Origin of the sequence: Clostridium bornimense (genome assembly GCF_018917145.1) — a bacterium.
Taxonomy (GTDB): Bacteria; Bacillota; Clostridia; order Clostridiales; family Clostridiaceae; genus Clostridium_AN; species Clostridium_AN bornimense_A.
In genome coordinates, this window is sequence record NZ_JAHLOD010000030.1 from 21,759 (window position 1) to 37,388 (window position 15,630).

General features: G+C 28.3%; 12 protein-coding genes and 1 pseudogene. 12 read left to right on the forward strand and 1 reads right to left on the reverse strand.

The window, feature by feature from the left end:
• Positions 1-24 precede the first annotated feature (24 nt).
• The 3 genes and pseudogenes from KQI30_RS11065 to KQI30_RS17145 form a co-directional block, all read left to right on the forward strand.
• A complete protein-coding gene (locus tag KQI30_RS11065) occupies positions 25-7,338 on the forward strand; it encodes an RHS repeat-associated core domain-containing protein (RefSeq protein ID WP_216463382.1) in 7,314 nt (2,437 codons plus the stop codon).
• A 19-nt stretch (positions 7,339-7,357) separates the two neighbouring features.
• On the forward strand, positions 7,358-7,813 hold the full coding sequence (locus tag KQI30_RS11070; protein ID WP_216463383.1) for a DUF4274 domain-containing protein: 456 nt from the start codon (positions 7,358-7,360) through the stop codon (positions 7,811-7,813).
• A 177-nt stretch (positions 7,814-7,990) separates the two neighbouring features.
• Positions 7,991-8,260: pseudogene (locus KQI30_RS17145) on the forward strand (IS110 family transposase); the annotation flags it as partial.
• 257 nt (positions 8,261-8,517) lie between these two features.
• Here KQI30_RS17145 and KQI30_RS11075 read toward each other — a convergent pair.
• The gene (locus KQI30_RS11075) at positions 8,518-9,795 is read right to left on the reverse strand and encodes an IS4 family transposase (RefSeq protein ID WP_216463384.1); all 1,278 of its coding nucleotides are present in this window, start codon (positions 9,793-9,795) and stop codon (positions 8,518-8,520) included.
• A 194-nt stretch (positions 9,796-9,989) separates the two neighbouring features.
• Here KQI30_RS11075 and KQI30_RS11080 point away from each other — a divergent pair, with 194 nt between their 5' ends.
• The 9 genes from KQI30_RS11080 to KQI30_RS11120 form a co-directional block, all read left to right on the forward strand.
• The gene (locus tag KQI30_RS11080; RefSeq protein WP_216463385.1) at positions 9,990-10,343 is read left to right on the forward strand and encodes a hypothetical protein; all 354 of its coding nucleotides are present in this window, start codon (positions 9,990-9,992) and stop codon (positions 10,341-10,343) included.
• A 14-nt stretch (positions 10,344-10,357) separates the two neighbouring features.
• Positions 10,358-10,693 carry a hypothetical protein gene (locus tag KQI30_RS11085; protein WP_216463386.1) on the forward strand — a complete coding sequence of 112 codons (336 nt, stop codon included), beginning with the start codon at positions 10,358-10,360 and terminating at the stop codon, positions 10,691-10,693.
• A gap of 304 nt (positions 10,694-10,997) precedes the next feature.
• Entirely contained in the window at positions 10,998-11,378 is a 381-nt protein-coding gene (locus KQI30_RS11090; protein ID WP_216463394.1) for a hypothetical protein, read from the forward strand.
• 5 nt (positions 11,379-11,383) lie between these two features.
• A complete protein-coding gene (locus KQI30_RS11095) occupies positions 11,384-11,758 on the forward strand; it encodes an SMI1/KNR4 family protein (RefSeq protein WP_216463387.1) in 375 nt (124 codons plus the stop codon).
• Positions 11,759-12,387: 629 nt separating this feature from the next.
• Positions 12,388-13,029, forward strand: coding sequence for an RHS repeat-associated core domain-containing protein (locus tag KQI30_RS17355; protein WP_367397850.1), 642 nt, complete (start codon positions 12,388-12,390; stop codon positions 13,027-13,029).
• Between the two features lie 17 nt (positions 13,030-13,046).
• Complete coding sequence (locus tag KQI30_RS11105; RefSeq protein ID WP_216463388.1) at positions 13,047-13,535, forward strand: SMI1/KNR4 family protein; 489 nt, start codon at positions 13,047-13,049, stop codon at positions 13,533-13,535.
• A 380-nt stretch (positions 13,536-13,915) separates the two neighbouring features.
• Positions 13,916-14,239 (forward strand): IS66 family insertion sequence element accessory protein TnpA, encoded by a 324-nt coding sequence (gene tnpA / locus KQI30_RS11110; RefSeq protein ID WP_216463389.1) that lies wholly within the window; start codon positions 13,916-13,918, stop codon positions 14,237-14,239.
• On the forward strand, positions 14,233-14,583 hold the full coding sequence (gene tnpB / locus KQI30_RS11115; protein ID WP_367397849.1) for an IS66 family insertion sequence element accessory protein TnpB: 351 nt from the start codon (positions 14,233-14,235) through the stop codon (positions 14,581-14,583). Before tnpA ends, tnpB begins: the two co-directional genes overlap by 7 nt.
• A 91-nt stretch (positions 14,584-14,674) precedes the next feature.
• Positions 14,675-15,630, forward strand: a 956-nt coding sequence (locus KQI30_RS11120) for an IS66 family transposase (RefSeq protein WP_216463390.1), incomplete at its 3' end; no start/stop codon positions are given.

Here is a 15,630-nt window from a genome sequence, read left to right on the forward strand (position 1 = left end):
ATTAAAAATAAGGATGGTGAAATAATGAAATCAACTTATAAAGGATTAGAAGTTGAGCTACCTTATGATATTGTGGAAATTGAAGATGTAAGTATAAGCAATACATTAAATGACCACAGTTATGCAAAGGTTAAGTTATTGATACCAGAAGATAAAATTATAGATATTATAAATAGAAACGTAGAAGAGGAAAAAGTAGTAATAACAGAAAATAATAGAAAAAAGTTCGTAGGAAAAATATCTAATGTAGATATAGTATATGAAGGAAAGTTAATAATAGCAGAGATAGAAGCAGTTTCTTATACAAAGGATTTTGATATTACAAAAAAGACAAGAACATTTAAAGATTTAGATGATACCTATGTAGATGTTATAAATAGAGTATTAAAGCCTTACGATAAAAAAGGTTTTATAGATAATGTTTCTTATGGAGCAACTATAGATGAGTTTTTATTACAGTTTGAAGAAACAGATTGGCAATTTTTAAAGAGAATAGCAAGTCATTTTGGAGCAGTATTAGTAGCTGATCCAACAGTGGAGTATGGAAGATTTTATTTTGGAATACCTGAAATAAACAATGGAGCAGAAATAAGTCTTGAAGATTATGAAGTAGAAAAGGATTACGAAGAATATGAGAAAAATTCATTACTTTCAGGTGAAATATCATTTCATCAAGATTATACAAAGTGGGAACTAGAGAGTGATCTTACTTTAACAGTTGGTGAGATAGTAACAATAGATGGATATATAGAAACAATTGTATCTAAAGCTGAGAAATATGTATATAATGGAGAATTAATTAATTTCTATCAATTATCAATATATGATGGTGTTAAATCAATTTATAAATTTAATAAAAATATTTATGGTATGAGTTTACCGGCTACAGTGAAAGATGTAAAAGGAAATACCTTAAGTGTAGATTTTGATGTAGATGAAGAAAACAGTGTTTGTAAAAATGAAAAGTATTTTACATATTCTATTGAGAGTAGTGCTTGGTATTGTATGCCGGAACCAGGAAGTAGAGTTCATATTTATTTTCCCAATGATTATGAACAAGAAGCAATTGCTATCCATTCTATAAGGAATACAGAAAGTGGTGGAAAGTATAGTAGTAGGACTGAAAATCCTGATATTAAGTCTTTCTCTAACGTTGGTGGTAGTGAAATGCAATTATCTCCTAGTGATATAAACTTTGCAGCAGATGACGGAAAAGCAATTGCAATTAATTTAAGTGAATCTGGTGATATATCATTAACAGGAAAAGAAATATCATTATCTTGTAATGAAGATCTTAATATAGGTACAGGTGAAAATAGTACAGCAAATAAAGTAATAATTTCTGCTAAAAATGATCTGCAAATAGTAAGAGGAGAATCTTCTAATATAATTTTGAGCAATGCACTTTATGTAAACTCTGGAAAGATAAAATATGATGGTAGTGAAAAAGAGGTAGCTGAGTTACCGGAGGAAATAGTAAATATCGGTAAAGATGATGCTGCTGAAATTGAACGTATTAATGGACAAGCAAAAGAATTACATAAGGCTAAATTAGAGGAAGCTAAAAGTAAATTTGGTTTTGGTGCTATAGCTACAGTTATAGGAGCAGTGGCAGTAGCAGCGGCAGTAGTCTGTACTGGAGGAGTTGCATTAACAGCTGTTGCAATGATAGCAGGAGGTATTGCAATGGAAGTTGGAAAAGCTGAAATGGCAGAAGCTGTTCAAGATTATGGGAAACTTAAAAATGGTGATTATTCTAAGTCCTTTAACTTTGTTAGAGATGTTTGCTGTAGAGGAAACGAGACTATATATAATATTGTAAAATATGGCTCTGTTTTAATAGCAGGGGCAGCTACTGCTTTATTGACAGGAGGAGCTACATTAAAAACATTAGGAAAAATTGGAGCAGACATGGCATCTGATGCTGCATTTAACTTAATTGGTGATTATTTAGATGATGGTTCAATAAATAATGGATTAGATTATTATTTAAAATCTATGTGTTTATCTGGAGGAATCTGTGGAACAAGTACTGGGGTTACCAAGGGACTTTCAAATAAGGTGTTTAAGGGTGTTGATGGAGCTAAATTATGTAAATACAATAAAAGGTTAAGCATAGCAATGGATGCAACATCAGATATGATGAGTGATTTTGCCCTTACAGGAGATATAAATCCTGCTAAGAGCATAATTACTAGTGTAGTTACTAACAAAATATTTGGTGGTGACCCTATAGATGTAACTACGGGAAGTTTATATATTCCATCTACTGATGTGGTATTGCCAGATATAAATAATGATTTTAAGATAGAAAGACGTTATGAATCATTAGAAACTAGAGTTGGAGCATTTGGATTAGGGTGGACTTCTAATATTGAAAACTATGTTTATGTTAAAAATAATAGAGCGGAAGTTTTATGTGATGATGGACATGTAGAGATATTTAATTTAAAAAATGGAGAATGGATAAACGAAAAAGGTCAATCAAAAAACTATATATTAGTTGATACAAATGATGGATATTTATTTACTTCTAATATAGAAAAATTAAAATATGTCTTTGATAGTAATGGAAAACTACTAAGTATAATAAATAAACATAATAATAAGTTAAATATTACTTATGATGGTAATGAAATTAGTACTATTGAGACATTTTCAAAATATAAACTTTACTTTAAATATAAGAATAAGAAAATCGTAGAGATAAAAGATGATGCTAATAGAGTAGTTCAGTATATATATAAGAATAATTATTTAACTGAAGTAGTACATGTTGATGAAGGTATAACAAGATATACATATAACGATGCAGCATTGATTGACAGTATCACAGATCAAAATGGAAATAAATATACTAAAAACTATTTTGATGCTAAAAGAAGAGTAATAAAGCAAGAATATCCTAATGGAGACATTTGTCATATTTCTTATGATAATGAAAGAGAAACAATTTTTTATTATGAAGGTAGTGGTAGAAAAGAAAGATATCAATATAATGAAAATTCGCTACCAACAAAAATAATTTATGAAGATAATAGCTATGAAGAATATAGATATGATGACCATGATAACAAAAACTATATTAAAGATAGAAATGGTAATGTAACAGTAAAAGAGTTTGATGACTATGGCAATGTAATAAAAGAAATAAAGGGAAATGATCTTACTACAAATTATTATTATGATAATAGGCAGAACTTAATAAAGAAAGAGGATAATGGCGGAAAAGAAACTTTATACATATATGATGATAATAATAATCTAATAGAAGAAAGAGATAAGATAGATATTAAAAGATATAAGATAACAAAATACTGTTACGATGATTTTGGACGAGTTATTTCTAGAACAGATAGTAATGGTAATATTACTAAATATCAATATGATATAAAGAATAACATAATATTACGAGAGCCTATTAGAATAACAACAAGTTCAGGGTATATCTATAATTATGAATATGATGAAGTAGGAAGAAATACTGCTATAGAAACAGATTATGGACGTATTTCATTTGGATACAATAGACTAGATTATGTTACATCTATCACCGATGCTAATGGAAATGTAACTAGAAAATCCTATGACAAAATGGGAAATTTAATAAGTTTTTATCCACCAAATTGTAAAGGTGATGGTTATAGATATCAATATGACTTTTTAGATAGACTTATAACGATAAAGAAACCATTAGGAATAGTAGAAAAGGTAATAAGAGATACAGAAGGAAATATTATAAAGGATATTAATCCTAATTATTATGATTACAATAAAGAAGACGGAATAGGAACAGAATATGTTTATGATAAAGATAATAGAAAAATAAAAGTTATTTATCCCGATGGAGGAATAGAAAGATTTTTCTATGATAACAATGGCAATGTAGTAAGACATATAGAACCAGAGTATTATGATAAGGAAAATGATGATGGTTTAGGATATAGCTATACTTATAATGAAGAGAATAACCTTACATCTATTATTAATGAGAAGGGAATAGTAGAAAAAAGATTTGTCTATAATATCCATGGCAATGTAATTAAAGAAATTGATAATGAAGGTAATGAAACCTTATATAAATATGATCTCCTTGGTAATCTGGTGGAAAAGAGGGTGCCAGTAGAGGCTGATAAATATAATGTTACTTATTTTATTTATGATGATAACGGCAATAAAGTTATAGAAAGACAAGGAATAGATTTAGTAGATAAGGAAGAAAAATGTACTAGATACAATGAAATTAACTTTAGTTATGATTGTGAAAATAGATTAGTAAAAGTAGAAGATAAAAACGGAGCAAAGATAGTATATAAATATGATTGTTTAAATAATAAAACCTTTGAGAGCTTCAAGATAAATGAAAAAACTACTAAATATATAAGTTATGTTTATGATAAAGTAGGCAATCTTATCGAGAAAAAGGAAGAGATAAAAGGTGAGTTTATATCGCCAGAAAAGAAAGGAAAGACTATTTGGGCAATAACACAATATTCTTATGATGGTAATGGAAATATTACAAAAATAGTTACACCTAAAGGCTTTGAGATTACTAGAAAATATGATGAGTTAGATAGAATCTTAGAAGAAGTACAAAAAGATAGCTATAATGACATATTAAGAAGATATAAATATAGTTATGATAAAAATAATAACATAATAAGTATTGAAGACTTATCAATAAAGGAAATAGCGAGAAAGAAAAAATATATATATGATAAGAAAGATAGACTTACTCATTATATAAATGCTACGGGAAATACAACAAGATTACTTTATGATAAAAATGATAGAATAATAAAAGAAATTTTACCAGAACAATATAATAAAGAAAAAGATGACGGACTAGGTACAACATATAAATATAACTTTAAGGGACAAGTAACAGAAATAAAGAATCCATTAGGACAAGTAGTAAATAAGATGGAGTACGACATAAAAGGAAATTTACTAAGTAAAACTGATGGTGAAAATAAAAAAGTAGAATATAAATATACATTATTGGGAAAAATTAAAGAAATAATAACACCAAAAAGCAAAAAAGAAAATAAGCCAGCACAGAAGTATACTTATGATGGAAGAGGAAACATAACTGGTGTAATCGATGGAAATGGAAATGAAACAAAATATTTCTTAGATAAGTGGGGAAGAATAACAGAAATAGAAACAGCAGAAGGTGCTATAGAAAAATATAGCTATGACTTTGCAGGAAATATAACATCAACTACAGATGGCAATGGTAACACTATAATTTATAAATATAATAGTTTAGGATTAGTAAGTGAAATAATAGACCAAGAAGGAAATAGTGAATATTTTTACTATGATACAGAAGGAAATCTAACAAAACATATCGATAGAAACAACAACCATGTAGATAAACAATATAATATAGATAAAAATATAGTTTCTATAAAAGGATATAAGATAGATGAAGAAGAAATAAATAAAGAGAAGAAAAATAAACATACAGATTACTACAATCTATTCCTAAATCAAATAGAAGCAAAAAATGCAAAAGGTAATAAAAGAGAAACTGTTGAAAAAGATAATAAACATAAGATAGATGTTATAGAGCAAACTTATAAATACAATAAAGACGGCTCACTAAAAGCAGCATACTTTGATAATAAAGGATATCAATATAAATATAATATTGAAGGACTATTAGAAAGTAAAAGTCTATCAGGAAAAGAAATAATAAGGTACACTTATGATAAAAACAATAATATAAAAACTATAAAAGACATAAGTGGAAAAACAACAAAATATACCTATGATGAAAATAATAGATTAACATTAATAGGTGACGAAAACAATAAAAAAGTAGCTAGTTATAGTTATTATAAAAATGATAAAATAAAAAATGTTACATTAGGCAATGGTATAAATACAAGTTATACCTATGATGATGATGGAAATGTAGAAAACTTGTTAACAATATCATCAAATGGCGAAGTAATAATAGACTACAAATATGCCTATGACCTTAATGGAAATAGAATAACAAAAGCAGGATCAAAACATAGTAGTTTTTATAGCTATGATAAAGTAAATCGCCTAAAAGAATGTAACTATGATGGAAGAAAAGAAAGTTATAGCTACGATAACGTAGGAAATAGGATAACTAGAACAACAAATGATGTAGTAGAAAAGTATTTATATAATGTAAAGAATCAACTGGTAGAAATAGTAGGAGAAAAGGATCATAAATACTTTACATATGATAAACAAGGAAATACAATAAAAGAAGAAACAAATACTGGAAACAATTACTACGAATACAATACCTTAAAGCAGCAAATAAAAGCGGTAACAAAAGAAGGCAACACATTAGTAAGTCGCTATGATGCTGAAGGTTTAAGATACGAAATAGAAGAAAATGAAAAACTAAGTAGCTTTATATACAATAAAGAAAACACATTAGTAGAACTTGATAAAGATGAAAATGTAGTAAGCAGATTCACAAGAGGCTACGAAGTAGTAGCTGCTGATATCGCTGATGAGAGATATTACTACAGCTGTGATGAACAAGGTAGTACCATATCAATAAGTGATAAAGATGAAGTAATAAGAAACTATTATCACTATGATGGCTTTGGAAATATTCTTAGTGCTGAGGAAAATGTACATAATAGAATAAAATATACAGGACAACAGTTTGATATTACCACTAACCAATATTATCTAAGGGCAAGATACTATAATCCGATAATAGGAAGATTTACACAGGAAGATGTATATCGTGGGGATGGATTAAATTTATATGCTTATTGTGGGAATAATCCTGTGGAGTATTGTGATTTTAGTGGTTATTCTAAGAAAGCTATTGATTGTAGTAGTAAAGGTAATAATAAGAATATTGAGGGGGTTACACAAGCTGAAAGATTAATTCCAGGGACTCCAGGAGTAGTTACTGGTGGTAATTCAACTAAGCTTGGTAAAAATATAATGGAATCAATGGGATTAAAAAGGTCAACTAAATGGACAGGGTATCAAGCACAACACATAATTCCAGCGGAAATGGCAGATAATCCAATACTTAAAAAAATAGGAATGAACTTAGATGATGCAACAAATGGTATATTACTAAGAACACCAGATGCTGAATTAAGTGCTATGTCAAGACATAGAGGATATCACTCAGTATATAATGATGTAGTAAGAAATCAATTGAATAATATGGATATCAATCAGAGTGTAGATGTACTACAAAGGCAGGTTTTAGACTTGCAGAGTGATTTAAGAAAACTACAAGAAAGCGGATTACCATTGTATCCAAGTCAAGGAGCAACGGTAGACTTGTGGGAAAGAAGTTTAAATAGAATTAGAAAGTAATAGTTAAGGAGGATTTTAAATGGATAATTCTAAAAATGAATATGTATATAAATTGCTCTATAGCGAAAATAAAAAAGATATTATAGATGAGATTAAAGGTATAACAGATTCTGAGTTATTGCATATAATAGCAGGAAATTATAACTGGGATAATGGTTTTGAGATTCCATATAATATAATAAATAATAAGAATTGTGATTTAGGGACTGCTTTAATGATTTTTTATGACGCTGATGGATATAGAGTTTTAGAAAATAGGGAAGAACTAAAAAATCCCAATTTAAAAGAATGGGCTATCTTTATTTCAGAAATAGAGGAACAAATTTTAAATAATCAATTTAAAGTAAATCACATTAAGTTTATACCGCCATTAACTAAGGTTCAAATTTTTAAATTGAAAAAGAATAATCCTAATATTACAAAGGTGTTTATAGAAGAAACTGATGGTGATGTAGTAGATATACCTAATATTTAATAGTGAATGCATAATAATGAATTGAGTAACTGCATAAAAATAATTAACACAAGAATATAGCTAAATAAACAACAGTAATAATAATTAAGACTTCATAATTATTATAATGTAGTGAGAAAATGAAATGAATCAGCTGAAAGTAAGTAGGCTGGTTCATTATTTTTTTCTTAATAAGTAAAAGGTAAGGATAAAAAGAGTAAACAGGGGAACAGAGAGCTTTACGGAGTATTCTACTTCCTAGCGGTGCAACAGGTTCAAGTATCGAGGAAAGGAACTCCTAGAAATCCAGTTTTTCTAGAGTACTACAAGAAAAAGATTTCAGAAGGTAAAACTAAGATACAAGCATTAGTGTGTGTAATGAGAAGGCTTAATAACATCATTTATGGAATGATGAAGAATAAAACTGAATACATTTTGCCAGTTATGGAAATTGATAAAGTAGCATGATAAAATAGTGGTAAGGCTTGAAAATACTAAGGTCTTACCATAAAAATAAAAAGACAGACTCTGCCCCAAGGGCAATGTCAGTAAGCTAACAATGAAAATTTTTACACTAACTTTTAATTTTCATAGAAAGTCCATGTTTTATGGACTTTTTTCAATAGATAATAATCATAAATATTTGTCATTGATAATTTTAAGTATGAAAAATAAACTTCCATGTACTTCATGCAAGTTTTTACATATACACTCATAATTGTATATTACAAAGCTCTCTTTTTATTAAGTATATTCACCCTTTGAGTATCTTTACGCACTTTCCTTTTAAAGCTTCTATTAGGCCTAATTGGAATAACATTTTTCTTGATTTCTTTTCCAATATACTTTAACATACGTGACCGTTTCCAAGGATTATTTATAGATAACATCATGATTAATGTATCCTTCAATTTAGCAATTAATACATTTGTATTAACTTTATATTCATACTTTAAACCTTTATTTTCATATTCTTTTTCAATAATTTCATTAGCATCCATTTTAGCTAATGCAACCATATTGGCTAAGTACATTGTTGCATAAAAATCTTGTTCTATAGCTATCGGTGTTTCTCCAGTAAAGTTTTCAATTTGTAGCTTATTTTTTATTTCATTATATTTAACTTCAATACCCCATCTTTTAAAATAAAGTTCCTTGAAGTCTGCTACTGAAAAATCTTCATCAAAAATATTTGTTATTAAAGTTTCTGTTATACCTGAATTTAACGGAAACTTTAATACTCTCATCTTTAGTAAAGTATTTTTATATTTTACTTCTATAACTTGATCTTTATTTGGAGCATTAACAACTCCTTTTAAAAATGCATTACTTACTCTCATTAAATATTTTAACTGATTATCTTCAATAAATTTTATAAGATCTCTAGATGGATATCCTCTATCGAATAATATTAAATCATTACAGGTTCCTAGTTCACATAACTTAGTTATCATTTCTTTTGCTATTTCTCTTTCATTAGTTCCATAACTAGTTATTTTTGATGCTATTATCATATCATTTTCTACATCATACAAAGCGGAAGCTTGTGCGCGTGCAACTTTAGCATTTTGATTTTCTATATACCCATAAATTTCTCTTAATTTTTCGCTATTATGTATCTGTATTACTGTACCGTCAATAGCTAATAACCTATATCCACGATATTTATTAAAGGGTACTTGCTCATAAAATTTTTTGTTAACTCCATCTAAAAGATATATAAATGCCTCCGGCGAGACCTTTTGTCGAGCCTGTGAAAATGCTTGTTTAGTTATTGTTATATCACCTTTACTTGTTTTTTTAAAAAAGTCATCTAACTCAATTTGCAAACTTCTTTTTACAAAGTTTAATATAAATAATATTATGTCATTAAATTTCATCTTACTACTTCCCATTCTTGTAAAATACGTCTCTTTCATTCTGAATTTATACAAAAACATTATATTACTTATAATTTCACTTGATGCTTCTATTCCTATTTTTAATTTGCTAATTTTACTCAAAAAAAATTCCTCCGTCAATACTAATTAATGTAGTATTGATTATAGAGGAAATTGCTTTAAAATCATATTTTCTGAATATTTATTTTTCTATTTTACATTTTATTGAAGCTTAGGTTTACGACATTGGCCCCAAGGGGGTTACAGAAGCTGAAATAGTAGAGGGTAAAAAGGTAGTTAATAATAGAGTAAATAATATGATTGAAAACATGACAGAAGGAGAAAAGTCAAGAACTACTTATGGCTCAGCATTAGTAAAATTAGAAGATGGTACTACTGAAATGTGGGTTAGCTCGGCAGGTAAAAAAGGATATGTACCACCAAGAATTAGAGGAAATGATAAAGTTATAAAGAATAAATCTTTAGAAGCAAATAGTATTAACAGATTTAATGATGCTGAACAAACTATTATGAGAGAAGCAAATGAAGTAGGGGCTGAAATAATATCAATAGGAGCAACAAGAGATATGTGCCCTGCATGTCAAGCTGTAGCAAAAGAAAATGGAATAATAGATAGAGTTGCAACACCATTGAAGAAGATTAAAAAGTAGGAGGAAGAAATATTATGAATGAATTATATAAACAAGAGGTATTAGAATTAACAGAACTACTTAGGGATGATGAAGAATGGGAAGATTTAAGAGATATATTAACTGAAAAAGGATTTAATCTAAGTCAGATTGTATTAGTTTCATTCATGGAAGATGATGAAGAAAATGAGTATGGAGTAATAGTAACTAAAGATATAAAGATTAGTAAATACTCAAGGTCAACTCAAGATGGAAAGAATAATGTAAATAGTTTTAAATTAAAAGATATTACAAATGAAAAGGATGAAATAGATAAATATCCTCAAATTTCTGTAGCTATTGATATGATAAAGAATGAAGAGCTATTATAATGAATGCATAATAAAGTATATATTAACTGCATAAAAGATAGTAAGAGTAAAACCTAGTTAAATCAATAAATGTGAGAAAATTTATCTGCAGTCTTTAAATAAAGAAATTAAGAATATAATTTTTATGTTTATATAGATATTTAAGGTTAATAGTAAAGAAGTGGATAGATATTAGACTTAGAAATTAAGTAATCAGTATTATATGAGATTTAGATTCTATAATCCTGTAATAGCTAGGTTCACATAAGAAGATGTATATAGAGGTGATGGAATTAATTTATATGCTTATTGTGGAAATAATCTTGTGGAGTATTGTGATTTTAGTGGGTATAATGCAAATCCATGTGATAATAAAGGAAATAATCGTAACATTAAAGATAGTTTTGATTCATTTTATATTAATGATTGGACGGGATATCCATATGCATCAAAACCAGAAGGAGCATGTAGAATATTAGAGGGGAATGAATATAAAGAATCAAGAAATATGGTAAACAAGACTAATAGGATGATACATAAAGATATACCAGATTTAAAGGGAACACAAATTCATGAGATGAAACCAGTTAAGTTTGGAGGAAGTCCAACAGATATAGACAACAAAATTGCTTTAACTCCTAATGAATATGCTAAATTTACGGATTTTTGGAATAAAGTGCTTAGGGAAAAAATGAAAGGAAGGTGAGTGTTGTGAATAAGGGGACTATAGAAAAATTAAAAGAGTTTGATATAAGAAAAAGTGAAGACTTTGAATTGAGTGAAAAATATAAGGTATTCTATAAGTTTTTTGAACAAACTATAAGTGGTGAGGGAATGGCTGGCGAAAATAATTATCTTATGCTTTGGAATAAGGATGATATTGAAGAATTAAATAATGATTATGAAGTTCAAGAATTTTTGACAGATATTATTCTTATAGGATCTGATGGTGGTGATATGGCATATGGGATAAATGTAGATGGAAAATACATTGAAGTACCATTCATTGGAATGGATGATGATGAAGTTATCATTATTGCTGAAAACTTTGATGAGTTTATAGATTATGTGTACAACAAAATATAGGATGTATTATAATCCTATATAAGAAACTTGGGAGATACAGTTATAATAAACTAAAATGAATACACTCTTTCTAACAAACTTTTTGTTGAAAAGAGTGTGTTTTTTATGTGTGTTAAGAAAATAAAACAAATGGAAGATTAAAGTATAGAAGTTATTATAGCTACGATAACGTAGGAAATAGGATAATCAGAAACACTAATGATGTAGTAGAAAAGTATTTATATAATGTAAAAAATCAACTATTAAAAATAGTAGGCGAAAAAGAGCATAAATACTTTACATATGACAAACAAGGAAATACAATAAAAGAAGAAACAAATACTGGAAACAACATATTTGAATACAATACCTTAAATCAGCAAATAAAAGCGGTAACAAAAGAAGGCAACACATTAATAAGCCGTTATGATGCTGAAGGTTTAAGATACGAAATAGAAGAAAATGAAAAACTAAGTAGTTTTATATACAATAAAGAAAACACATTAGTAGAACTTGATAAAGAAGAGAATGTAGTAACCAGATTCACAAGAGGCTACGAAGTAGTATCTGCTGATATTGCTGAAGATAGATATTACTACAGCTGTGATGAACAAGGTAGTACCATAGCAATAAGTGATGAAGATGAAGTAATAAGAAATTATTATCACTATGATGGCTTTGGAAATATTCTTAGCGCTGAGGAAAATGTACATAATAGAATAAAGTATACGGGGCAACAGTTTGATGTAACCACAAGTCAATATTACCTAAGGGCGAGATACTATAATCCGATAATAGGTAGATTTACACAGGAAGATGTATATAGAGGAGACGGACTTAATTTATATGCTTATTGTGGGAATAATCCTGTGGAGTATTGTGATTTTAGTGGGTATGCTAAATGTAGTAATAAGAGTAATAATAAGAGCTCGACTAAAACAGAACAATTCGATATTGTAAGATATGGTGATAAAACTAAGGGATTAGAAAATCATCATGGTGTGCTGGATGTTTGGGCCACTCACAATATTGATGGTTATAAATCGAGAGCAAGTAAATCAACTACAATTGCGTTAACTCATGATCAACATGAGGCTACTAAAGCTGTTTATAGAGATTGGTTATTTGAAAAAACAGGTAAGAGAGTTGGAGGTAAAATAGATTGGAAGAACATTTCGCCGAGAGAAATATATAGTTTATCGGAAAGAATGTTTGAGGCAGCAAAAGTTCCAATGTTTGCGAGACAAAATTATTATAGTGAATTTAATCGTTATATATATGGATTACAGTAGGGAGGAAGTTATAGAAAATGAGCATTATAGAAATGATAGATGTAATAAAAAGAAATTTAAATTGCAAAGTATATCCTGTAAATGGGTTACCAGTATTACCTAGTGGTTTTAAATTACCATCTGATCTAGAGACGTTTTATAGGTTGTGTGGAGGAGTTTCTTTGTTTTGTAATAGCAAGTATTCTTTTGATATTGTTGGTCCTAAAGATATGGTTTTAGCAAATCCAGTAATAGTAGGAGAGTTATGTGAGGAAGATATATCATCAAAATGGTTTATTATTGGTAAGGATTTTGATAATAATTATATTACAATTGATTTATCAACAGAACGATTAGGTAGATGTTATGATAGTTTTTGGGATAGACATGGCGTAGTAGGAGAATGTGATATTATTGCTAAAAGTTTTACAGAACTTGTAGAGCAATTACTAATTAATCAAGGGAAAAGCATATATTGGTTAGATGAAAATTTTAATACTATTGGTGACGCGTATGATAATGTTTAGTAGATTAAGTTATGTATTTATATAAAGACTCGCCAACAAACTACAATTCTATTGATTTAATTGGAATGACTTTTGAAGTTCAATATACTTAATGAGATTAATTAACATCATATAACGAAAAAATTTTCATTTGAGTATAGATAGTATGTTGTTAATCATAAACTTAATATTGATTTCTAACAAGTTGATAAAAACACACTATTAGCAACTAATTAATTTTTGTTGCTAATAGTGTGTTTTTGTATGTGTGTTAAAAGAAATAAACAAAAGAAGGATCAAAGCATAGTAGCTATTATGTAAGCGTCAAAAATTAAGTACCTAGATACTAAAATCTCCAATTGATAAAATTAAGGAAATAACATTTTATCAGGAGGTTAGGTATGTATAAAAAATTAAGTAATGATGAATGGAGAGCATATATAAATCGTTATTATGCTAGTGATGAAAATTTAACTGTAAAAGATTATTGTGAAGAAAATAATATTAATAAAAGTCAATTTTACTATCATAAAAGAAAAATTGAAGAAAAGGCTACGCCAGTATTTCATCCTATAAAAATTAATGCGGAAGCAAATATCGTTAGAAAAGATATTGGAGCTTCATCTGAGGTGAAGATTTCAATTGGTAATATTAGCGTAGCTATTCCGGCATCGGAAACTGCTTTGGTAAATTCCTTAATTAAGGAGATATTACTAAAGTGTTAAATATAGATAAAGTTGAAACAGTATATATAGCCTGCGGTCCAACAGATTTAAGAAAAAGTATAGATGGATTAGTAATGATAGTAAAAAATCAACTGCAACTCAATCCTTTTGATAAAGCATTATTTGTTTTTTGTAATAAACAGATGGATAAATTAAAGATCCTCCACTTCGATGAAGGATTTTGGTTATATTATCATCGTTTAGAAGGAAATCGCTTTAAATGGCCTGCTACGCAGGAAGAAGCAGTAAGTGTAAATATAGAAGAATTACGTTGGCTTTTGAAAGGATATGAAGTAAGAACAAAATCTAAATTTAAACCAGTAAAAGAAGCTAATTATTATTAAAAATAGATATGTAAAAACCCTTGAGAACCCTTTATTTTCAAGGGTTTTTGTGGTATAATATATATATAAATAAATGTTAAAAGAGGTACTTATGAATCACGAAATTATTAGCAATGAACTTGATGAAAGAAACCAAGTATTAATTGAAAAAGTTGAAGAAATGGAGAAAGAAATAGACTCTAAGAATAAGGAGATAGATTCTAAGAATAAAGAAATAGAAAATCTTAAAAATGAATTAGAGTTTTTAAAAGGAATTATTTCAAATAAAAATAAGAAAATATTTGGAGCATCTAGTGAGAAAGTGGATGCTGATCAATTATGCTTTTTTAATGAAGCAGAAAAACATAGTGATTCAAAAGTAGAAGAACCTACGGTAGAAGAAATTACATATAAAAGAGCTAAGAAAAGCAACAATATCGGTAAGAAAGATAACCTTGCTAATTTAGAGAGAAAAATCATAGAACATAAATTAGAAGGTGATGATTTAATCTGTGATAAATGTGGCAGTAAATTAGTTGAAATTGGAGTTAAATCTAGAAAAGAAATTTTAAAATATATTCCTGCTAAGTTAATAGTGGAAGAACACGTAGTGTACAGCTACGCTTGTAAACCATGTGAGAAGGAAAATGAAGATAGTAAGATTGTTTCACCTGAAATGCCTAAAACTATTTTCTATAATAGCATGGCTTCTAATGAATTAATTGCTCATACTATTGCACTTAAATATCTTCATGCTATGCCATTATATAGACAACAGTCTTATTTTGACATGATGGGGGCTACTCTTAGTCGTCAGACTTTATGTAACTGGACTATGTCAGCTGCTAAAGCATTAGATCCGATATATAACTACATGAAGAAAGAACTTCTTAATAGAAATTACATTCATGCTGATGAAACTACATTGAAGGTAATCAATGATAATGGCAAGAGTTCTAAGTCTAAGAAATATATGTGGCTATATATGAGTGAAACTAATGCTAAACCGATAATTCTTTATGATTATCAAAATACTAGATCTAGCTCGTGTCCTAAAGCTTTTCTTGG

Coding starts and splice junctions, on each gene's coding strand:
- KQI30_RS11065 (WP_216463382.1), top strand. CDS start 25: ATGAAATCAACTTATAAAGGATTAGAAGTTGAGCTACCTTATGATATT.
- KQI30_RS11070 (WP_216463383.1), top strand. CDS start 7,358: ATGGATAATTCTAAAAATGAATATGTATATAAATTGCTCTATAGCGAA.
- KQI30_RS11080 (WP_216463385.1), top strand. CDS start 9,990: ATGATTGAAAACATGACAGAAGGAGAAAAGTCAAGAACTACTTATGGC.
- KQI30_RS11085 (WP_216463386.1), top strand. CDS start 10,358: ATGAATGAATTATATAAACAAGAGGTATTAGAATTAACAGAACTACTT.
- KQI30_RS11105 (WP_216463388.1), top strand. CDS start 13,047: ATGAGCATTATAGAAATGATAGATGTAATAAAAAGAAATTTAAATTGC.
- tnpA (WP_216463389.1), top strand. CDS start 13,916: ATGTATAAAAAATTAAGTAATGATGAATGGAGAGCATATATAAATCGT.